The organism is Gemmatirosa kalamazoonensis (assembly GCF_000522985.1).
In the GTDB taxonomy this organism is placed as follows: domain Bacteria; phylum Gemmatimonadota; class Gemmatimonadetes; order Gemmatimonadales; family Gemmatimonadaceae; genus Gemmatirosa; species Gemmatirosa kalamazoonensis.
Genome location: NZ_CP007128.1, coordinates 2,963,918 through 2,984,429, shown reverse-complemented (window position 1 = coordinate 2,984,429; position 20,512 = coordinate 2,963,918). Strand labels below are relative to the sequence as shown.

Genomic DNA, 20,512 nt, shown 5'->3' with positions numbered 1-20,512 from the left:
GTGTCCCCCCCGCCAGCCGCGGCGGGCCGGCGCCGGTCGAGCGCCGACGCGGCGCCCGACGCTTCCGCGGTCCCGCCGCTCGTCGCCCCCGCGGCGACCCCCGCCGTCCTCCGGGTGGCCCTGGTCGGGAACCCGAACACGGGCAAGAGCACGCTGTTCAACGCGCTCACCGGGCTGCGCCAGAAGGTCGGCAACTTTGCCGGCGTCACGGTGGAGCGGCACGAGGGCAGCTACCGCGGCTCCGACGGCACCCGCGTCAGCGTCCTCGACCTGCCGGGCAGCTACTCGCTCTCTGCCGGGTCGCCCGACGAGGCGATCGCCCTGGAGGTCCTGCTCGGCCGCGGCCGGGACACGCCGCTCCCCGACGTCATCGTCTGCGTCGCCGATGCGCAGCACCTCGAGCGCAACCTGTTCTTCACGAGCCAGCTCCTGGAGCTCGGGCGTCCGGTGGTGCTGGCGCTGAACCAGATGGACGCGGCCGAGGCCGCGGGGATCCGCATCGACGTGCCCGAGCTGATCCACGAGCTCGGCGTCACGGTGATCCCGACGGTGGCGAAGCGCGGCGAGGGGGTCGAGCGTTTGAAGCTCGCGATCTCGCGCGCGACGTCGCTTCCCCGCCCGCAGCGGCTGTTCGCGATGCCGCCCGCGGCCGCGGACGCGCTCGCGCCGGTGACGGCGGTGCTGGAGGCGGCCGGCTTCGACCCGATGCCGGCGGCGATGGAGGCGCTGCGCCTGCTCGCCGTGACGCGTCCCGAGTCGCACCTCGCGGCGGCGACGGATCTGCGGCCGCGGCTGGAGGCGGCGCGCGACCAGCTGCGCCGCGCCGGGCACGCGCCGGAACGGCTCGAGGCGGAGCTGCGCTACGATTGGATCGGCGGCGTGCTGTCGCGCGTCGTGACGCGGGCGGAGCGGCGCGCGCGCACCGCGAGCGACCGGATCGACGCCGTCGTGCTGCACCGCGTGTGGGGGTGGGTGATCTTCCTCGCGCTCATGGCGGTCGTCTTCCAGTCGATCTTCACGTGGGCGACGCCGGTGCAGGACGCGATCGAGGGTGCGATCTCGTGGCTCGGCCAGACGCTGGGCTCGGGGCTGCCGGCGGGCGATCTCCGGAGCCTCGTCGTCGACGGCGTGATCGCGGGCGTGGGGAGCGTGCTGGTGTTCCTGCCGCAGATCGCGCTCCTGTTCCTGTTCATCGGCCTGCTCGAGGACTCGGGCTACATGGCGCGCGCCGCGTTCCTCATGGACGCGCTCATGCGCCGAGTGGGGCTGCACGGCAAGAGCTTCATCCCGATGCTCTCGGGCTACGCCTGCGCGGTGCCGGGGATCATGGCCGCGCGCACGGTGGAGAACCCCGAGGACCGGCTGGCGACGATCATGGTCGTGCCGCTCATGAGCTGCTCGGCGCGGCTCCCGGTCTACACGCTGCTGATCGGCGCGTTCGTGCCGGCGACGGCGCTGCTCGGCGGCATCCTGAGCCTGCAGGGGCTCACGATGCTCGCCATGTATCTGTTAGGCACCGTCACCGCGCTCGGCGTCGCGGCGCTGTTCAAGCGCACGCTGCTGCGCGGGCCCATGCGACCGATGATCCTCGAGCTGCCGCCGTACCGGTGGCCGAGCGCGCGCAACCTGCTGATCGGCGTGACGGGGCGGGCGAAGCTGTTCCTGCGCAAGGCGGGCACGGTGATCCTCGCGCTCTCGGTGGTGCTGTGGGCGCTCGCGACGTATCCGCGCGCGACGCCGAACCCGGGGCTCGCGCCCGAGGTGCAGCAGGAGCAGGCGCTGGAGCACTCCGCGCTGGGACGCATCGGCCATCTCATCGAGCCCGCCGTGCGCCCGCTCGGCTTCGACTGGAAGATCGGCGTGTCGATCGGCGCGTCGTTCGCCGCGCGCGAGGTGTTCGTGTCGACGATGGGCACGATCTACGGCGTGGGCGAGGCCGGCAACGACGTGACCGCGCTGCGCGCGAAGCTGCGCGACGAGCGCGACCCGCGCACCGGACAGGCGGCCTACACGCCGCTCGTCGCGGTCGCGCTCATGGTGTTCTACGTGTACGCGCTGATGTGCATGAGCACCGTCGCCGTGACGGTGCGTGAGACGGGGGGCGGGCGCGAGGGCTGGCGGTGGGCGGCGATCCAATTCGCGTACATGCTCGCGCTCGCGTACGGCGCGGCGCTGCTGGTGTATCAGGGCGGGCGGCTGCTCGGCCTCGGATGATGGAGGTGGGTTCGTGAGCTCTCTCGTGCAGACGTTGATCGTGGCGGCGATCGTGCTCGCGGCACTCGGCTACGCGGGCCGCCGGCTGTGGCGCACGCTGCACCCCGTGAAGGCGGCGGGGTGCGATGCGGGGTGCGGCTGCGGCGGCGAGTCGGCGTCGAACGACTGGGCCAAGACCTGAGTCGGGGCCGGTGCGGGTCGTCGCGGTCGTCGCGTTAGGCGCCGCACTCGCTGCGCGCGCCGCACCGGCGCAGCACGCGCCGCCGCTCCCGCGCACGACGTTCGGCGCCGAGCTGGGGCTCGGCGGCTCGCTCGGCGGCGCGCTCGATCAATCGTGCAGCTGGCGCGTGTCGCTGAGCGGTGGTGGGTCGATCGTGAAGCACCTCGCGCGCGTCGTCGTGCTCGAGGGGAGCGCCGCCGCGCACGGCACCGTGCGACTGACCTCGTGCAGCTACGGCATCGTATACCCGCCGCCGATCGTCAGCGCGTTCGAGCCGCTGAACGTCGTCGCGGAGCACGATCCCTCGCGCCACCCGTTCGTGTCGACGGTCGCTCGCGCCGGGCTGGAGACCCCGCGCGAGTGGAGCGACGGAACCGTGGTGCGCGTGACCGCCGGCGCGGGTCGGATGTGGGGCATCGGCGTGCCGTTCCGCACACTCCGGTTCGCGTCGCTCCTCGGCTCCGAGCGCCTGCTCTGGTCGGCGGCACTCGAACGCTGGTGGTACCAGCTGCCGGTCGTCGGCCAGGCGGCGATGAGCCCGACGCCGCGCTCGGAGATCCGTCGCCTTCCCACGCACCACACCACGCTGCAGCTCGGCGTCGAGTGGATGCCGCGCGTGGCGCCTAACGCGGCGCGCGCGGCGACGGCGCCTCGTTGAGCGCCGGCAGCACGGCCGCCCAGCAGCGGTCGGCGGCCACGAACGTCGCACCGAGCGCGGAGCACCACGCGCGCCACGCCGCCACGCGGTCGCGCTCCGATGCGACGCCGAGTCGTTGGGCCGCCGCGGTGAGCTCGTCGAGCGCGGCGAACAGCGGCTCGGTCTCGTCGAGCAGCTCGGCCTCGAGCGCGCGCCGGTCGGGCGCCGACGCGGGATAGCGCGACGCCGCGAGCGCGCCGAGCGCGGCGCGGATCTCGGCCGCCGCGCGCGTGGCGCCCACCGACTCGGCCACGCGCCACGGCGCCGCCGTCGCGCCGGCGCCGAGCGCGCGCTCGTGCGACGCGCGCAGCGCGCGAAGCGGCTCGACGAGCGGCGCGAAGAAGCGGTCGTGATCGGAGCCGGGCAGCGCGCGTCCGGCGCCGTAGGCGCGCATGCCGCGCATCAGCTCGGGGAGCGAGAACACGTCGGCGACGAGACGCGCGGCCTCGGCGTCGAACGACTCGGGCGCGCCGGCCGCCGTGAGGCGCAGCGCGCCGCCGTTCACGAGATGCAGCACGACGAGCAGCCCGTCCGCGCCGCGCGTGACCGCGACGCCGACGATCCGCGCGTACCGCACCTCGACGTCCCTCCCCGTCGTGCGCGCGAGCACGACGCGGCGCTCGGGCTCGACCCGCATCGTCGCGGGGCCGATCCCCTCCACGTGCACCGGCGCGCCGTCAGTCGCGGTCATCGTCGTCGGACTCCGATGGATCGAGGTCGCGCGCGGACAGCGCGGCGCGCTGGCCGGTGCGCCGCTCGTACTCGGCGGCGAGCGCGGAGAGACGCGTGTCGGTGAAGCGATCGCGCGGCATGCCGAGCGCCACGATCGCGCGCTCGATCGCCGGGCCGTCTCCCTCGACCTCCACGAGCGTGTCCATGCGCGGATAACGCTCGAAGCGCACGGTCGCGTCACCGAGCGCGTACATCGCGACGTCGCGCTCCACTTCGCGCGTGCGCACGTAGCCGAGCCGCGTGAGCACGATCTCCACCGATTCGGCGTCGACCCGCGCACTGCGCTCCTCGCGCGCCTTGTAGCCGTCGAGCGTGCGCGTGGGTCCCTTCCAGTCGAGCGAGCCCTCGACGGAGCCGTCGCGGTGCTCGATGCGGCGCGTGCGCAGCACCTCGTCGCGCGCGGTCATCGAGCCGTCGGGCGCGTCGAAGCGGCGGTCGATCATGCGCCCCTCGAGCAGCAGTCGGCCACCGGCGAGCTCCACCCGGCGGCGGACCGCGTCCACGTCGTCCACGACGGCCTTCAGCTCCAGCTCGAGCATGCGCGTCTGGTGCCTAACCCATGATCGCCGCGATCACGGCGTCGGTGTCGGAGAGGTCGGCGAACACGGCGCTCGGCCCGTGCGCGGCCAGCTCCTCGACGGAGTAGCGGCCGGTGGCGACCGCGATGGTGCGAGCGCCCACCGAGCGCGCGCAGTCGATGTCGGCCGGCGTGTCGCCGATGACGACGATCGCGTGGCCGGTGAGGTCGACGCCGAGCGACTCGCGCGCGCGCCGCTGCGCGATCTCGGGCAGCCGCGGGCGATGCTCGTGGTCGGAGCCGAACGCGTTCACGCGGAAGCGCGAGAAGTCGATCCCCGCCGCGTGGAGCTTCGCCGCGGCGCCCTCTGCCACGTTGCCGGTGAGGAGCCCGAGCACGACGTCGGAGCGGCGCTCGAGCGCGTCGAGCAGCTCGCCCACGCCGGGGAGACGGCGGACGTGGCGCGTGCCCGACGCGAGCTCCTCGCGCAGCCCCGCGAGATACAGCGCGAACAGCTCGTCGAGCCGCGCGTCGATCGCGTGGTCCGCGTGCCCTTCCTGCCGCATCAGCTCGCGCGCGATCTGGATGTCGGTCTTGCCGTCGTAGCGGTAGCGCGGATCGCCGGTCGAGCCGAACACGCGCGTGAGCGCGCCCTCCATCGCGCGGCGGCCGACGCCGTCGCCCCACAGCAGCGTGCCGTCGATGTCGAACAGGACGAGACGGTCCCCCGCGGTCATGCGCGCGACACCACGAGGCCGGTCATGATGAGCGACGCACCGCCCAGCTGCAGCGCCGTCGGCACCTCGTGGAACGCGAAGTATGCGACGACGAGCGCGATGATCGGCTGCAGGTTGCTGAACATCGCGGTCTTCACGGGGCCCAGCACGCGCACGCCGCGGTAGTAGAACAGGTACCCGATGACGAGCGCCACGATGCCGCTGTAGATCGCCGCGGCCCACGCCACCGGCGGCAGCGTCGACGCGTCGAGTCGCAGGAGCCCCGGGAACGCGACCACGGCGTACACCGCGACGCCGCCGACGAGCGTCCAGGCGGCGAGCTGTACGGGGTGCACGCGCTGCGCGTACCGCTTCAGCAGCGCGCTGTAGAACGCCCACGCCGCGCACGCACCGAGGATGAACAGCGTGCCCGAAAGCGATCCCTCTCCCGCCGCCGCGGTCGCGCTGCCGAGCACCACGCCCGCCATGCCCGCGAGCTGCAGCGCGATGCCGAACCACGCACGCCGGCTCGGATGCTCCGTGCCGAGCATGCGTCCCACGATGCCGATGAACGCGGGGCTCGCCGCGAACACGAGCGCCGCCGTGCCCACCTTCGAGCGCGCCACGCCCTCGACGAAGCCGACCTGGTAGACGCCGTGTCCGAGCACGCCGAGCACGGCGAGCCGCCGCCGGTCGCGCCACGTGGGCAGTTGGTCGCGCAGACCGTACGCCATCGCACCGAGCACGACGAACGCGAGCGCGATCCGGATCGCGTTGAAGACGAGCGGCTCGAAGTGGTGCGTCGCGACCTTCACGACGCTGTAATTGATGCCCCACGCGAGCGCCATCCCGACGAGCATCACTTCCGTGAGCCAGACGCCCGACCGCGGAGCACTCTCCGACCGGTCGGGCGCCCACTCACTCCGAAACGTTGAAGCCATGCCGGAAGCTAACCGGGCCCACCCTCCCGGCGAACCGTGCGCGACTCCACGTGCTCCTCCAGCGCGGCCAGCGACCGCGGCCAGTCCTGTCGCAGCAGGCGCGACATCGCGCGGTCGGCAAGCAGGCGGCCGCCGGTCTGACACGTCGCGCAGTAGTTCGTCTCGTTCTCCGCGTACCGGATGCGCTGCACCGGCGCCCCGCAGTCCGGACACGGCAGGCGATAGCGGCCGTGCACCGCGAAGTCCGCGCGGAACGCGGTGACCTTCTCGGGGAAGCCGTCGCCCACCTCGGCGCGGAGCCGCCGCGTCCACTCGGCGAGCGTGTGCGACGTCGCGGTGTGCAGCCGGTCGACGTCGTCGTCGGTGAGCCGCGCGGTGAGGGCGAGCGGCGAGAGCCGCGCGCGGTGCAGGATCTCGTCCGAGTAGGCGTTGCCGATGCCGCTGAACAGCCGCGGATCGGTGAGCGCGCGCTTCAGCGTGTGGTTCTCGAGACGCAGCCGACTGGCGAACGCGTCGCGCGTCGCGTCGAGCGGCTCCAGGCCGCCGCGGTCGAACGGCGTTAGGCCGTCGGTGCCGCGCACCGCGTGCAGCGACGCGCGGCGCTTGCTGCCCGCCTCCGTGAGCACGAGCGTGCCCGTGGGGAACGCGAGCTCGGCGAGCACGAGCGACGGCGGCACCTTCACCTTGCCGCCGAGCGGCTTCCACCGCAGCCGACCGGCGATCATGAGGTGCACGACGAGGAACAGCTCCCCCTCCAGCTCGAGGACGATGCGCTTGCCCATGCGCCGCACGCCCGTGACCTGCTTGCCTTCCAGCTCCGCGAGCGGCGGATCGACCGAGCGCAGCACGAACGGGTTCGCGACGCGCACCTTCTCCAGCACCTGCCCCACGACGCGCGGACGCAGCGACTCGATGTATACCGTGACGTCCGGCAGCTCCGGCATCGCGCGCTAGAAGTAGCGGCGCGCGCAGACGAACCGCTGCGCGAGCTTGCGCGCGTACGGATCGTTCTCGTCGAGCAGGTCGTCGTACGCGAAGCCGCCGCGGCCGAGCGCGAGATGCACCACGCGGCCGGCGCCCGCGGAGATCGCGACGTGCGTGACGAGCCGGTCGGGCCGGTCGGAGAAGAACAGCAGGTCGGCCGGCTCCAGCGCCGCGAGGTCGTGACCCGCGTCGCGCCCCGTCTTCGCCTGCATCCACGCGTCGCGCGGGAGCGAGATGCCGTGCATGCCGAACACGGTCTGGGCGAGCCCCGAGCAGTCGGCGCCCCACGGCGTCACGCCGCCCCACTGGTAGCTCGTGCCCTCGAACCAGCGCGCCGCGGTGCGCACGAGCTGATCGCGCTCGGTCGGGAAGCGCACCGCGAGCTCGTCGAGCCCGATCACCTGCCCGTCGAGCAGGGTCTGCGCCGAGTGCACCCACGCGCCGAGCGGAAGCCGCAGCCGACGCTCGCCGGCGAGCACCGTGCAGCCGAGCGAGAAGCGCGGCACCGCATCGCCGCCGAGCAGGTTCTGGAGTCGCGTCGGATCGAACCGGCCGCCGGTCGCGCCGCCGTTCGCGCCGTTCGTCGCGTTGCCGTTCGTCGCGTTGCCGTTCTTCGGCGGCGGCGTGACGTCCTCGGCGAGCAGGTCGCGCAGCGACGCCTCCGACACCGCGATCGGCGTCGGCGTGTCGAGCACGGCGAGGTAGCCGACGTGCGTCCACCCCTCGTAGCCGTCCAGCGTGCGCAGCCGATGCCAGTCGCCGTCGGTATCGACGACGCTCGGCGCGTGGCCGAACAGCGTCTGCGTGACCTGGATGCTCTGCACGCTCGGCTCGGCGTGCATCGGAGCGATCGGCGCGCGGACGAGCGCGAAGGCGGGGGCGGCGACGAGCGGTGGGGGGCTGGTCATCTGCGTAATCCTTCGGAGGCGGCGCGTTCAGTCAAGCCCGGAGTTCACGAGCCGTCCGCGAGACCCGGGATCCCGTCGCGGCCGACGGCCTCGCGCACCGCGCGCTCGATCGCCGCCTCGAGCGCGCGCACGGCGAGCGACTCGGCGCGCAGCGCGAGCGCGGGATCGTCGATCGGCGTGCCGAGCGGCGAGACGGCGAACACCGTGTCCCCGTCGAACGTCGTGCCGCACGGCGTGATGCGGCGATAGAGCGCGGCGGTGGCGGCGCGCGCGAGCTGCGCGAGCGCCTGCCGGCCGAGCGGCGCGTCGACGGCGACGAGGCAGAGCGTCGTGTGCTGCAGCGCATCGGGCGACGCCGCGCTCGCGGCACCGAAGCGCGAGGCGCCGCCCACGCCGGCCGCGAGCATCGCCGCCGTGTCCGCGAACCCGTTCTCCCCGCGCGCGCCGGCGACGATGCGGCCGTCCGCGTCGCGCACGTCGCCGAACGCGTTCACCGCCGCGACGCCCGTGGCGCGCATCCCACCGCCCTCGACGACGACGCAGCCGACGCCCCCCTTCATCGCGCGCGCGGCGCCGAGCGCCTTGCCGACGGTGGCGCCGGTGCCGGCGCCGACGCTGCCCTGCTCCGTGACGAGCGGCGCCGCGCGGTCGCAGGCGTCGTACGCCATCGCCGGCGTGGGACGCGCGTCGAAGCGGCCTAACGGTCCGAGGTCGAACAGCACCGCCGCGGGGACGATCGGCACGACGCCGGCGCCGACCGGAAAGCCGCGCCCTCGCTCCTCCATCCAGCGCATCACACCGGCCGCGGCGTCGAGGCCGTACGCGGAGCCGCCGGTGAGCAGGATCGCGTCGACGCGGTCGACGAGATGCGCGGGCGACGCGGCATGCAGCTCGCGCGTGCCGGTCGCGCGGCCGACGATGGCCGCCGCGGCGCGGAACGACGCATCGATGCCGCGTACGACGGTGAGCCCCGTGGCGCCGTCGGCGTCGGTCGCGTGGCCGAGCGCGAGACCGAACGGCGCCAGATCGACCGGCGAGTCGATCGCGCTCACCCGTCGCCCGCCGCGCCTAACGGCAGCGCGCCCGCGTCGGCGCTCAGCGCCGGGGGCGGCACGTACGGGAGCTCGACGACCACCGCGGCGCCGCCGTCGGGCACGCGCTCCACGCGGATGCGGCCGCCGTGCGCGCGCACGATCTCGCTCGACACCGCGAGGTCGGCGTCGTGCTCGGTGTCGTCGCCCGCGCCGAACGGTTCGAGCAGCCGTGCCGCGCGCTCGTCGCTGTACCCGCGTCCGCTGTCGACGAACGCCGCCTCGATCGCGTCGCCGACGCGGCGCGTGCGCAGCGCGAGGCGGCGGCTGCCCGCGGGCACGTCGGCGAGCGACTGCTCCGACGCGGTGACGATCTGCAGGAACACCTGCTGGAGCTGGTTCGCGTCGGCCCACGTCACGGGCAGCTCGTAGTCGAGATCCACGTCGATGTCGACCTCCTGCATGCGCAGCGCGTAGCGGCGCAGCTCGAGCGCGTCGAGCACGACGCGATTCACGTCGGTGCTCGTGCGCTCGGGCGCGCGCTGACGCGCGAACGCGTGCAGCTTCCCCATGATGCGCGCCGCGCGGCGCGCCTCGGCGCGGATGGCGAGCGCCGCGTCGCGGACGTCGGCGGGATCGGGCGTGTGCTCGTCGTCATCGGCCGGCGCCGCGCCGTCGCCGACGAGCAGGTCGGCGAGCGTCAGCACGCTCGTGAGCGGGTTGTTCAGCTCGTGCGCGATGCCGCGCACGAGACGGCCCACCGTCGCGAGCTTCTCGCGCTGCATGAGCTGATCGGAGAGCCGTCGCTCGTCGGTCACGTCGCGCATGACGCCGAGCACGCCGACCACCATCGCGTCCTCGACGATCGGCGCGGCGACGAGCGACCCGGTGTGCGCGCCGCCCGCGGCGTCGAGGAAGCGCACCTCGCGCCGCACACGCTCGCCGCGCAGCGCCGCGGCGAGCAGCTCCGCCGCCACCTCGCGCGCGTCGGCGCTCGCGAGGAGCGCGTCGTACCGCTCGCCGATGAGATCCTCGCGCTCGCGGCCCGTCGCGCGCTCCACGGCGTGGTTCACCGACGTGATGCGCCCGTCGGCGTCGACGGTGAAGATCGCGTCGGTCGCGGACTCGACGAGGCGCTCGTAGCGCGCCTCGGAGCGCGCGAGGGCCGCGGCGCGCTCGCGGTCGGCGGTGACGTCGTGGAACGTCACGACCGTGCCGCCGTCGGGGTGCGGCGAGGCGAGCACGTCGAGCCACACGCCGCGCGTGGCCGCGCGCACGATGTCGCGCGCCTCCTCGCCGAGGGCCAGCGCGCGGTCGATGACGTCGAACGCGGGCGCGTCGAGCGACGGACGGCCGGCGGGCGCGATGCCCAACGCGTCGCGGAAGCCGCGGCCGAGCAGCGCCTTCGGGCCGGGCGCGCCCGCCAGCTCCGCCGCGCGCTGGTTGCATCGCCGTACGCGCCCCTGGTCATCGAGCACCACGAGCCCCGCCGCCACCGCGTCGAAGGCGACCTTCCACTCGCGCGTCGCCGACGTGACCTCCTCGAACAGACGCGCGTTCACGATCGCGACGGCGACGTGGTCGGCGAGCCGCTGCAGCACGCGCGCATCGAGATCGGTGAAGTCGGCCTCGCGGTTGATGGCGACGATCACGCCGATCGGGCCTTCGGCGCCGACGAGCGGCACGAGCACCGCCTTCTCGATCGGCGCGACCCGGCGCAGCGGCGCGTAGTAGCCTTCGTCCTGCGGGACATCGTTCGAGATGTACGGGCGGCCGTCCTGCATCGAGCGCCCCATCATGCTCGCTCCCGCCGGCACGTGCACGCCGGAGAGCAGGCTCGCCGCGCCGACGCCGGCGACGATGTGCAGGTAGTCGTCGCGCCTCAGCGCGACGCACGCGCCGCCCGCCTTCAGCAGCGCCGACGTGTGGCGGAGGATGAGGCGCAGCACCTCGCCGAAGCGGAGCGAGCCGCCGACCGCGCGCGCCACCTCGGCGAGCGCCTCGCTCTGTCGACGCTCCGCCTCGCTCTCCGCGAACAGCCGCGCGTTCGCGATCGCGGTGCCGGCCTGCGCGGTCACCGCGCGGAGCAGCTCCTCGTCCTCCGCGCGATACGCGCGCGGCGCCGCGGCGTGCACGGCGACGACGCCGACGAGCTGCGTGCCGACGCGCATCGGCATGACGAGCACCGAGCCGGCGGGTCCCGCGTCGCCGACCACGTCGTCGGCGGCGGCGAGCGGCGACTGCGACGGATCGTAGTCGTCGACGCGCACGGTCTCGCCGCTGCGCGCCGCTTCGGCGAGCGGGCCCGCGCCTAACGGCTGGTCGGCGCGTGGACGCGACAGCCCGCGCACGAGGCGCAGCGCGGTGCGCACCACGCCGCTCTCGAGGTCCGGGTGCGCGACGACGATGCCGTCGGCGGGGACGACGCGGCTCACCTGCTTCGCCAGCTCGCGCACGATCTCGCCCTCGTCGAGCGAGCGGGTGAGCGCGGCCCCGGCCTCCTGCAGCCGCTGCAGCCGCTCGGCGCGGCGCCCGGCGAGCGCGGCGAGCCGCGCCTCCGCCACGTGGTGCCCGATCTGCTGGCCGAGCAGCTCCACGGCGCGCACCACGTCGGGTGAGGGCGGCCACCGGTCGGGCAGCTCCTGCACGAGCGTGGCGAGCACCGCGCCGTCGCGCGCGAGGATCGGCGCGACGAGCAGCCCGGCGGGGCCGACGCGCTCCGCCGTCGGCGCGGCGCCCATGGTGCTCTCCGGCGGCAGTCCGGCCAGCGCCTGACCGAACTCGCTGCGCGCCCACTGGTCGGAGAGGTCGAGGGCGTAGACCGGACCCGTGGCGCCCGGCGCCGCGAGCTGCGCGCGCCGCGCCTTCAGCAGCCGGAGCCACCGCCGCCACACGGGAGCGGCGATCGTCGATCGGTCGGCGGCGGGCACGTCCTCGACGCCGCCCCCGGCGGGCCGGACCTGCACGGTGCGGATCGCGGCGAGCGACTCGTCGCGCACGACGATCGTCGTCTGGCCGCCGGCGAGCGTCGCGAGCGCGGTCGCGAGCACGCGCAGCTGCTCGCCGAGCTCCGCGGCGCGGCCGGCGGCGAGAAGGGCGTCCTGCAGGACGACGAGCGAATCGACGGGCGACGACGGAGCGGCCATGCGGCGCGGAAGCTAACGCCCGGAGGCGGGAACGAGCAGCGTGGCGGCCAGCGGCACCACGCGCACCGCGATCGGCGTCCGGCCCAGCAGCTCGCCGTCGGCCTGCGCCGCGCGCGGCTCCGCCGGTTCGACGAGGAACTCGCGGCCGGCGCGATAGACGAGCGACGCGTCGTCGCGGAAGTCCTTCCGCACGAGGCGCCACAGCACGCGCACGGCGTCCGTGGCCGAGCGCGGCGCGAACAGGCAGAGGTCGAGCAGCCCGTCGTCGTGGCGGATCCCTGGCCCGAAGCGGAACAGGTCCCCGAGCACGGCGCCGAAGTTCACGATCATGACCGCCGCCGCGTCGCGCCGGATCTCCTCGCCGTCGACCACCACGCGCACGGGAAAGCGGTCGCCGGCGAGGATCGCGCGGCTCGCCGTGAGCGCGTACGCGAGCACGCCGAGCCGCCGCTTGAGCCGGGCCGGCGTCTCCTCGATCATGCGCGCGTCGATGCCGACGCCGGCCGCGAACGCGAAGTGGCGCGCGGGGATGCCGCTCCCTTCCACCACGCCGAGGTCGATCCGCGCCGCGTCGCCGCCGACGAGCGCGCGCACCGCCTTCGCGACGCCGAGCGGCGTGCCGAGCGTGCGCGCGATGAGGTTGCCCGTGCCGCCCGGCAGGATGCCGACGGGGACGTTCCCACCCGCGAGCGCGCCCACGACCTCCATCGCCGTGCCGTCGCCGCCGAGCGTGAACACCGCGTCGATCGCCCCGTCGCCGACGGCGGCGGCCGCGATGTCCGCCGCGTCGCCGGCGCGGTGCGTGTGTCTGACGTCGATCGCGACGCCCAGCTCGCCGAACGCGCGCACCGCGTCGGCCTCGCGGCTCGCCGCCTTCCGAGCCGCGGGATTCACGACGAGCAAGGCGCGTCGGATGAGGGAACCGCTCACGGGCGGCTGCCGTTGGACGCGGATCGCGCGGATGACGCGGATAGACCGGAGACGTTAGGCGGCAACCTATCCGCGCCATCCGCGCGATCCGCGTCCAACCGACGAGCAGCTCGACATGCGCGCGGGACCCCGCGCCGCCACACCGCCGCCGTCTTCAGAACGACCACTGACGCAGGAAGTCGAACCCGCCCTGCGGGGGCGTCTGGAGGATGGACGTGGACGAGATGCTCGCGTTGCAGGCCTGCGTCTGCGAGCCGGGCTCGATGCCGAACTGCACGCTGAACATCGGCGTGAGGCGGTGCTCCACCTTGAACCCGAGGTTGCGCCGGAAGAGCCGGAAGTCGGTGGGCGAGCCGCCGAGGCCGAGGCCGCAGATGCCCGTGCTGAACGTGTAGAACGTCTTCTCGCCGAACTGCCCGCCGACGCCGAGTCGGGTGCGCTCGAGGATCGAGCGGCCGGAGCTGAGGATGCTCGTGCTGCCCGGGTCGGACGACGACACGGTCTCGACCTGCACGACGTCGAACGGTCCGCCCGCCGAGAGCGCGCCCGACGCGTAGCTGCCGACCAGGCGCAGGCCTAACGCGACCGCCTGCTCCGCGCCGGACGTCCCGCCCTGCTGGCCGAGGACGACCGCCGCGGGCTCGCCGGTGACGAGGTAGCTGATGAGATCCGTCGTCGCGATCGACGGATCGTCGGGGCTCGACAGCGTGAGCGAGGGGCTGTTCAGCGTGCCGCCGATGGCGACCTGCACGCGCACGTCGGGGCGGTTCGTGCCGTGCCGCACCTGCCTGACGGTGTGGATGGCGCGGATGTCGAGCGTCGGGTTGAGATCGGGCGTGCCGAAGAAGCGGAGCGTCCCGGGCTGCACGTCGAAGATCGGCGCCGCGATCGGCGGGAGGCTGAGCCGGTACGTGCCGCGCTCCACCGCGAGGCTGCCGCGCAGCGCGAGCTGCTCGCGGGTGCGCCCGCCGAGCAGCGCGGCGCGCGCGCGCGTCACGGCGAGCGATCCGCCGAGCTTGATGTTCGCTTCCGGGGAGCGCAGCCACACGTCGTCGCCCACGCCGACGCTCACGTCCTCCACCGCGAGGTTCTCCACGAACGCGCTCGGCGCGCCGGGCAGCAGCGACCGCGTCGCGAGCGCCGACGTGTCGACGACGTCCTTGTACTCGTTCAGGTCGACGACGCGCTTCTCGATCAGCTCCGGGATGTAGATGCGGCCGCGGTCCGCGCGCACCGCGCCGCGCAGCGTCGCGCCGAGGTACGGGCCGGTGAGCGTCACCGTCTGCGGCGTCGAGAGCCACAGCGTGGCGAGGCGCGGGCGGTCGATGGCGAGGAAGTTGTGCGCCGTGAAGCGGAGGTCGAGCCCCGGGTTGCGGAGCGGCGCGAACGTCACGAGCCCGCTCAGCCGCGCCGTACCGGTGCTGCGCACGGAGACGCTGTCGATGCGCAGCGTGTCGCCGGAGAGCGCGACGTCGGCCACCATGTCCTGCAACTTCAGTCCACCAGGCAGGACGTTCGCCGCGCCGCCGCGCAGCCGCAGCGCGCCGAACAGCAGCGGGTGCTCCCACGTGCCGCGCAGATCCGCCGTCGCGCGCACGTTGCCGGCGACGTTCTGCACACCGGGCATGAGCGCGGCAAGCAGCGCGAGGTCGAGCGAGTCGGCGCGGAGCGCGCCGTGCAGCGTGTCCGGGAGCTGCCGGTTCGCGACGGGGGTGAGCGCGAGGTCCAGCGGCAGTGCCGCCGTCGCCGTGAGCAGCGGCGCGCCGGCGCGGAACAGCGTGAGGTCACCGTCGAGCCGCCGCGCCGCGTAGCGCGCCGAGAGGCCTAACGAATCGACCGGCGCGCTCGCGACGCGCAGCGCGTCGGTGTACGCGCGCACGTCGACGACCGGCGCGACGCGCGTGCCGCCGAGCGTGAGGCGTCCGTTCAGCCGCCCCTGGACGTCCGCCGCGGCGCGCACGCCGGCGAGCTGGCCGAGCTGCAGCAGATCACCGAGCGGCACGCGCTCGACGGCGAGCAGCCCGTACACCGCGCCGGTGTCCTGCAGCAGCCCCGCCACCGAGAGCTGCGCGCCGATCTCGTCGCGCAGCGTCAGCGTGTCGAGCGCCGTCGTGTTCCCCGCCGTCGTCATGACGACGCGCGCCGGCGCGGTCAGGCGGTAGGCGTGCCCCGGCGTGAGGCCGAGCCGCGCCGAGTCGACGACGACGCGCGTCGTGTCGTCGCCGATCGCGGTGCTGCCGGCGACGGCGACGGCGGGCCCGGAGTCGGAGAGCGCGCGCACCGCGAACCGCCCGCACTGGACGGCCGGCTCGGCCGGCTCGGCCGGCGACGCGGCGTTCGCGGTCGTCGCGGATCGTAGTTCCCTGGGGAGGGCCCCCCCCCTTCGCCCAAGGTTCGGCAGCGGCGACCGACCCGCCGCACCGATCGAACGCGCGACGGTGCATTCCCGCGGCGCCGAGGCGCTGGTGTCCGTCACGTACGTCGCCTGCGCGAACCCGAGCCGCAGCTTCCCGAGCCCCACCGAGTCGGCGTCGAAGCGCGCGTCGACGAACGGATGCCGCATCGCGTCGTCCACGCGCACGCGCCCATCGAGCGACGAGGCGAAGAACGTGCGGCGCGCGAGCCCGCGCCCGCGCACCCGCGCGTCGACCACGAGCCCGAGCGACGCCGCGCTCGTGTCGATCGTCCCGACCGCCGTGCCGGCGACGGAGAGCGAGCCGGCGAGCGAGTCCTCCGCCGCCGTCGGGCCGGAGACGAGGTAGCGTCGCAGGCCGCCTAACGAGTCGGCCGACGCGGTGAAGCGGAGCGAGTCGCGCGCGCCCGGCGCGAGCCCGAGCGCGCCGCGCGCCGAGAGGTCGAACGCCGCCGACTCGAGCGCCAGCGAGTCGACGCGCAGCCGCCCGTCGCCGAACCCGAGGCGCGCGATGCCGCTGCGCAGGCGCAGGCTGTCGATGCGCGACCGCGACAGGTCCATCGTGAGCGAGCCGGCGAGGTCGGCGAGGCTGCTGCCGCGCACGTCGGCGTCGTAGCCGAACGTGAGCGACGTCGCCGGCGTGCGGCTCGCGGCCGATCCCGCGGGCGCCGACGCGGCGCCGAGCAGCGTGCGCAGGTCGAGCCCCGTCGCCGTGCCGCGTCCGCGCAGCGCGTACGACGGCTCGAACGAGTCCACCATCCCCTCGTACGCGAGCGTGCCGGCGTCGCCGGTGAGCGTCGTCTTCACGTACAGGTCGTCCACCGTCCCCTTCAGCTCCATGGGCCCGGTGAGCAGGCCGCGCGCGGGCAGCGTGGGATACGAACGGGCGAGCGTCGTGAGCGACAGCGGCGCGGCCTGCAGCGCGAGATCGTAGGTGAGGAACTTGTCGCCGATCGTGACACGCCCGCCGCCGGTGAAGTGGTTCGGCGGTGCCGGCCCATCGTGGTGCGTGACGTCCGCGTTCGAGACGCGCACGTCGAGCCACAGCGAGTCGAGCCGCGCGCGCCCCTCCACCCAGCCGCCTAACGGCGGGAAGCTCTTGTTCAGCGCGCGCGGCGTCCGCAGGTCGAGCCGGTCGACGTTCAGGTCGAAGCCGCGGAACACGGTGAACGCGGGGAACAGGATGTCCACCTGCCCGCGCCCCGTGAACCGCGACACCGCGCCGGGCACGTGTGCGTCGTCGTACGCCAGGCGCGCGTCGTCGATGTTGAACCGGTTCACCGGCCCGCCGCGCGCGCGCACCGTGCCCGTGAGGTTCCCCTGGAAGTCGTACGGGAACGGCTTGCCGTTGATGACGCGCAGCAGGTCCCAGTTCACCGGCTGCGCGGTCATCACGACGTCCTTCACGCCGAGCACCGGGCCGCCCACGGCGAACGTGACGTCGCCGGTGAGGTGCGACTTCGTCGTGCGCACGTCCATCTTCGACACGGCGTACTGCAGTACGCGGAGGTTCTTCGGGTCGTTCACGATGCGCAGCAGCATCGAGCCGCCGCCCGTGCGCGGGAGCGTCGGGTACACCCACGCGACGTCCTGCAGCGACACCGAGTCGCCGACGACGCGGATGTCGTAGCGCGTCGGCAGCCCGCTCCCCCACACCACGTGCGCCGTGCCACTGCCCGTGGAGCCCGGGAGATCGAAGTGCGCGATGCGCGCGCGCAGTGTGTCCTGCTCGATCCGCACCGCGCCGCGCACGTCGCGCCACACGAACGGCGGATCGCTCTCGTCCACGTTCAGCCGCTCCACGGCGAACGTCTTCGCGGCGCTGTCGGGCTCCGCGAGGCTCATGTGCGACAGCGCGAGGTCGATGCCGGTCCACCGGTAGGTGCGCCCGAAGCCGTCGGCGCGGCGCCGGATCTCGGCGTCCCTACGGCGCGTGTTGTACGCGATCGCCGAGTCGCGACGCGTGCCCCTGAGCGAGTCCGCCGGATGCCACGGCAGCGTGAGGAGGAACTGGCCGCCGCGGATGCGCACCGAGTCGGCGACGATGAAGTCGCCCCATCCGCGCTGCGTCCGCTTCGGGCCGGCGGGCTGCGGCTTGAGCACGGTCTTGTAGTTCCAGCTCATGTCCTCGTACTGCGTGAGGTGCACGACCGGGCGGTCGAGCTCCAGCCGCTTCACGAGCACGCGCTTGTCCACGAGGTCGCGCACGTCGTACCACACGCGGATGCGCCCCACCGCCGCGACGAGCGAGTCGTCGGGCCCGCGCAGCTCCACCGAGTCCACCGTCACGCCGTCGAAGAAGCTGCCGCTGATGCGGCCGACGTACAGCTTCCCCTGCAGCCGCGGCGCGATCTGGTCGGTGACGACGTGGCGGATGTAGTCCTGCCCCGTCCCCGTCTGCGTCACGCCCACGACGAGCGCCACCACACCGACCAACACGGCGAGGAGGAAGGCGGCGCTGACGAGGGCGACGAGCTTGCGGCGCGACATGAATGAATGGTGCGTGGCTGCGTGGCTGCGTGGCTGCGTAACGACACGTCCACGCAGCCACGCAGCCAGGCAGCTAGAACGCGTTCCCGATCCAGATGCTGGGGTTGAGCCTCTTCAAGAAACCCCGCTCGGCGATCGGCTGGAAGGTCGCCGGGCAGGTGCCGGGACCCTCCGTCGGCAGCTCGGCGCCGACGTTCGTGACCGGGATCGTGTTGCCGGGGCTCACGCAGTACAGCCCCTGCCCTCGCTCCGTCGGCTTGATGACGTACGCCGGCCCCTCGCGCAGGGCGTACGGGTTGTACCCCAGATCGAGTCGGATGACACCGAAGAGCGACTTCACCCGCACGCCCAAGCCCGGGGTCACGCGGAGCCCGCGGAACGCGGCCGCCGAGTTCCCGCGGTCCCACACTTCCCCGGCGTCGGTGAACAGTGCGAGCTGCAGGAGCTCCGGCAGCACCGGGCTCCTGAGCTGGAGCTCCAGGTTCCCCACGACGAGCGAGTTGCCCCCCGTCGGGATGGTGCGCTCGGGGCGCGCGGGCAGCGTGTCGCGCAGGTACACCGTGTCGGCGTGCACGCGCACGGTGTCGTAGGCCGCGTTCACGTCCAGCAGATAGACCGCCGGCCCGAGCTCGTTCTGCCGGAAGCCGCGCACCGACGTCGGCCCGCCGGCGTAGAGCCGCTCCTGCTGCGGCGCGCGGTTGCGCTCCTGCCCCAGCAGGCTCCCGAGCTGCACGTGCGCGATGAGCTGGTTCTGGTCGCCGAGGTTCCAGTACCAGCTCGCGTCGGTGACGAGCTTCGTGAACCGCTGCGTCACGTCGGAGCCGGTGAACATCGACGAGTGCCGCACGTTCAGCCGCTGCAGCGAGCCGCGCGTCGGCGCGAGCGCGTCGTCGGTGCGGTCGCGCAGGATGGTGTAGCCCAACGCGCCGAGCGGCCGGTTCCCCGACAGCGCGTCGCGCGCCGCCGCGTTGCAGGCCGAGAACACCTGGCAGAACAGCGCCGGATCCGCCTCCGTGCGTCCGACCTCGAACTGGTACGTGAGAGTGCTCGGCAGGCGCGTGCCCGTGCGGCTCGCGAGCGAGAACAGCGCGCCGACCGTCGTCTCGCGCCGGTACGCCTTGTACTCCGACGTGCGCGACGAGAACAGCGTGAGCGTCGGCACGCGATTGAGGCGGAAGAACGTCGGCTGCGCGAGCGTCGCGCCGAGATAGTAGTTCACCTTGTCGCTGAACGGATCGCTCCGCGCCTGCGGGCACAGATCCGGGGCGAAGCCGAGCGGCTCGCCCTTGCCGATCTTCGACAGCCGCGCCTGCAGGTCGAGGTGCTGCGCGTACGGCACGAAGTAGCGGTCGGTGAAGTCGGCCTGCGTGCGGAAGCAGTCGAGCGTCGCCCATCCCGCGGAGAGACGCGCCGCGTACAGATCGCCCTCCTGCAGCCCGACGACGAGCGTGACGAGCGTGTCCGGCTGCCCCACGGTGTCGACGCGCACCTCGACGCGGCGGTACGCGTCGGTCTGATAGAGCGCCCGCTGCGCGGCGATGATGTCGGAGGCGCTGTACGGATCGCCGGGGCGCACGCCGATCGTGCGTCGCACGACGCTCTCCGGGATGTGCGGCCGACCGCCGGCCGCCGTGTCGAAGCGCACGACCACCGCGCCGATGCGCGTGAACGGGCCGGGCTGCACGTCGATGCGCGCCGTGATGGAGTCGATCGTGCTCCACGAGAACAGCGCGTCGGCGCGCAGGTAGCCGCTGTTGTGCAGGCGCTGCACGATCGTGTCGCGGAACGCTTCGAGCGCCGCGCGGTCGAACGGCTCGCCCGGCTGCACCGGCACGTTGCGCAGCGCGCGCGCGGAGTCGCGCACGCCGGCCATCCCGGTGATCGTGAGACGGTCCAGCCGCAGCGGCGTGCCCTCGGCCACGCGGAACGTGACGTCGACGCGCCGCGCATCGCCGTTCACGGTGCGCACGGTCGTGTCCACCGTCGCCTGCGTGTAGCCGCGCTTTCGATAGTACGCCTCCAGGCGGATGACGTCGCGCGGGAACTCGTCGGGGTCCAGGCAGTGGCGCGTGCCGATGACGCGCAGCCGGCTCGCCGCCGACGAGGGCGTGGTGACGACGACGCGCGACAGCTCGACGTCGGAGAACGCGCGGTTGCCGGCGAAGCGCAGCGAGCGCACCTCGCGGTCGCCGGGCTGGCAGGTGATGTCCTGTGCCGCGACCGCGCGCGTGCCGGCGAGCGTCGCCAGCGACCCGAGCGCGAGGTGCGCGAAGAGCGCAGAATGCGCGAGCCGCAGCGCGCCGCGGCGGCGCTGCCTCACGGCGCCGCGCGCCGCGGCGTGACCGTACGGTTCATCGCGCCGCGCGGCGCGTCGTCGTCGGCCGGCGGGGGCGGCGGCGGTGGCAGCACGTCGGAGCGCTCGATCCACACCTTCGCCACGTAGAAGCAGGCGAGCCCCAGCCCGAGCCCCACGCCCGCGGCGGCGATCAGCTCGCGCGGCGTTAGGCGCTTGCGCGTGACGTACGCCGGCTCGAACTCGCCGCGCACGGCGCGACGTGCGCGCACCGCCGACT

At 74.0% G+C, this 20,512-nt stretch carries 15 protein-coding genes; 3 read left to right on the top strand and 12 right to left on the bottom strand.

The window, feature by feature from the left end:
- The 3 genes from feoB to J421_RS12755 are packed head-to-tail and all read left to right on the top strand — an operon-like array spanning position 1 to position 3,092.
- Positions 1 to 2,214 (top strand): ferrous iron transport protein B, encoded by a 2,214-nt coding sequence (gene feoB, locus J421_RS12765; protein ID WP_104022583.1) that lies wholly within the window; start codon positions 1 to 3, stop codon positions 2,212 to 2,214.
- A gap of 13 nt (positions 2,215 to 2,227) precedes the next feature.
- On the top strand, positions 2,228 to 2,395 hold the full coding sequence (locus J421_RS12760; protein WP_104022582.1) for a FeoB-associated Cys-rich membrane protein: 168 nt from the start codon (positions 2,228 to 2,230) through the stop codon (positions 2,393 to 2,395).
- Positions 2,396 to 2,405: 10 nt separating this feature from the next.
- Positions 2,406 to 3,092, top strand: a complete 687-nt coding sequence (locus J421_RS12755) for a hypothetical protein (protein WP_025411567.1) — start codon at positions 2,406 to 2,408, stop codon at positions 3,090 to 3,092.
- Here the strand turns inward: J421_RS12755 and J421_RS12750 are convergent.
- The 12 genes from J421_RS12750 to J421_RS32765 form a co-directional block, all read right to left on the bottom strand.
- On the bottom strand, positions 3,058 to 3,822 hold the full coding sequence (locus J421_RS12750; protein WP_025411566.1) for a hypothetical protein: 765 nt from the start codon (positions 3,820 to 3,822) through the stop codon (positions 3,058 to 3,060). The genes J421_RS12755 and J421_RS12750 overlap by 35 nt on opposite strands.
- Positions 3,809 to 4,402, bottom strand: a complete 594-nt coding sequence (locus J421_RS12745) for a class IV adenylate cyclase (RefSeq protein ID WP_025411565.1) — start codon at positions 4,400 to 4,402, stop codon at positions 3,809 to 3,811. Before J421_RS12745 ends, J421_RS12750 begins: the two co-directional genes overlap by 14 nt.
- A gap of 13 nt (positions 4,403 to 4,415) precedes the next feature.
- Positions 4,416 to 5,117, bottom strand: coding sequence for an HAD family hydrolase (locus J421_RS12740; protein WP_025411564.1), 702 nt, complete (start codon positions 5,115 to 5,117; stop codon positions 4,416 to 4,418).
- Positions 5,114 to 6,037: a DMT family transporter gene (locus J421_RS12735; protein WP_104022581.1), complete on the bottom strand. Its 924-nt coding sequence runs from the start codon at positions 6,035 to 6,037 to the stop codon at positions 5,114 to 5,116. The genes J421_RS12740 and J421_RS12735 overlap by 4 nt, the downstream gene beginning before the upstream one ends.
- Before the next feature lie 8 nt (positions 6,038 to 6,045).
- A complete protein-coding gene (locus tag J421_RS12730; protein WP_025411562.1) occupies positions 6,046 to 6,981 on the bottom strand; it encodes an Fpg/Nei family DNA glycosylase in 936 nt (311 codons plus the stop codon).
- Between the two features lie 6 nt (positions 6,982 to 6,987).
- Positions 6,988 to 7,929 (bottom strand): C40 family peptidase, encoded by a 942-nt coding sequence (locus J421_RS12725; RefSeq protein WP_025411561.1) that lies wholly within the window; start codon positions 7,927 to 7,929, stop codon positions 6,988 to 6,990.
- 44 nt (positions 7,930 to 7,973) lie between these two features.
- Positions 7,974 to 8,981, bottom strand: a complete 1,008-nt coding sequence (locus J421_RS12720; protein ID WP_104022580.1) for a P1 family peptidase — start codon at positions 8,979 to 8,981, stop codon at positions 7,974 to 7,976.
- Positions 8,978 to 12,106, bottom strand: coding sequence for a GAF domain-containing protein (locus J421_RS12715; RefSeq protein ID WP_025411559.1), 3,129 nt, complete (start codon positions 12,104 to 12,106; stop codon positions 8,978 to 8,980). The genes J421_RS12720 and J421_RS12715 overlap by 4 nt, the downstream gene beginning before the upstream one ends.
- A gap of 12 nt (positions 12,107 to 12,118) precedes the next feature.
- Entirely contained in the window at positions 12,119 to 13,036 is a 918-nt protein-coding gene (locus J421_RS12710; RefSeq protein WP_158508779.1) for a diacylglycerol/lipid kinase family protein, read from the bottom strand.
- Positions 13,037 to 13,190: 154 nt separating this feature from the next.
- Positions 13,191 to 17,939, bottom strand: a complete 4,749-nt coding sequence (locus J421_RS12705) for a translocation/assembly module TamB domain-containing protein (protein WP_025411557.1) — start codon at positions 17,937 to 17,939, stop codon at positions 13,191 to 13,193.
- Positions 17,940 to 18,012: 73 nt separating this feature from the next.
- Positions 18,013 to 20,259 carry a BamA/OMP85 family outer membrane protein gene (locus tag J421_RS12700; RefSeq protein WP_025411556.1) on the bottom strand — a complete coding sequence of 749 codons (2,247 nt, stop codon included), beginning with the start codon at positions 20,257 to 20,259 and terminating at the stop codon, positions 18,013 to 18,015.
- Positions 20,256 to 20,504 (bottom strand): hypothetical protein, encoded by a 249-nt coding sequence (locus J421_RS32765; protein ID WP_025411555.1) that lies wholly within the window; start codon positions 20,502 to 20,504, stop codon positions 20,256 to 20,258. The genes J421_RS12700 and J421_RS32765 overlap by 4 nt, the downstream gene beginning before the upstream one ends.
- Between the last annotated feature and the right edge of the window lie 8 nt (positions 20,505 to 20,512).

What these genes read in the sequence shown, in the direction of transcription:
- J421_RS12715 (WP_025411559.1), bottom strand. Translation starts at nt 12,106, where the DNA reads ATGGCCGCTCCGTCGTCGCCCGTCGATTCGCTCGTCGTCCTGCAGGAC.
- J421_RS12725 (WP_025411561.1), bottom strand. Translation starts at nt 7,929, where the DNA reads ATGACCAGCCCCCCACCGCTCGTCGCCGCCCCCGCCTTCGCGCTCGTC.
- J421_RS12745 (WP_025411565.1), bottom strand. Translation starts at nt 4,402, where the DNA reads ATGCTCGAGCTGGAGCTGAAGGCCGTCGTGGACGACGTGGACGCGGTC.
- J421_RS12705 (WP_025411557.1), bottom strand. Translation starts at nt 17,939, where the DNA reads ATGTCGCGCCGCAAGCTCGTCGCCCTCGTCAGCGCCGCCTTCCTCCTC.
- J421_RS12740 (WP_025411564.1), bottom strand. Translation starts at nt 5,117, where the DNA reads ATGACCGCGGGGGACCGTCTCGTCCTGTTCGACATCGACGGCACGCTG.
- J421_RS12730 (WP_025411562.1), bottom strand. Translation starts at nt 6,981, where the DNA reads ATGCCGGAGCTGCCGGACGTCACGGTATACATCGAGTCGCTGCGTCCG.
- J421_RS12750 (WP_025411566.1), bottom strand. Translation starts at nt 3,822, where the DNA reads ATGACCGCGACTGACGGCGCGCCGGTGCACGTGGAGGGGATCGGCCCC.
- J421_RS12735 (WP_104022581.1), bottom strand. Translation starts at nt 6,037, where the DNA reads ATGGCTTCAACGTTTCGGAGTGAGTGGGCGCCCGACCGGTCGGAGAGT.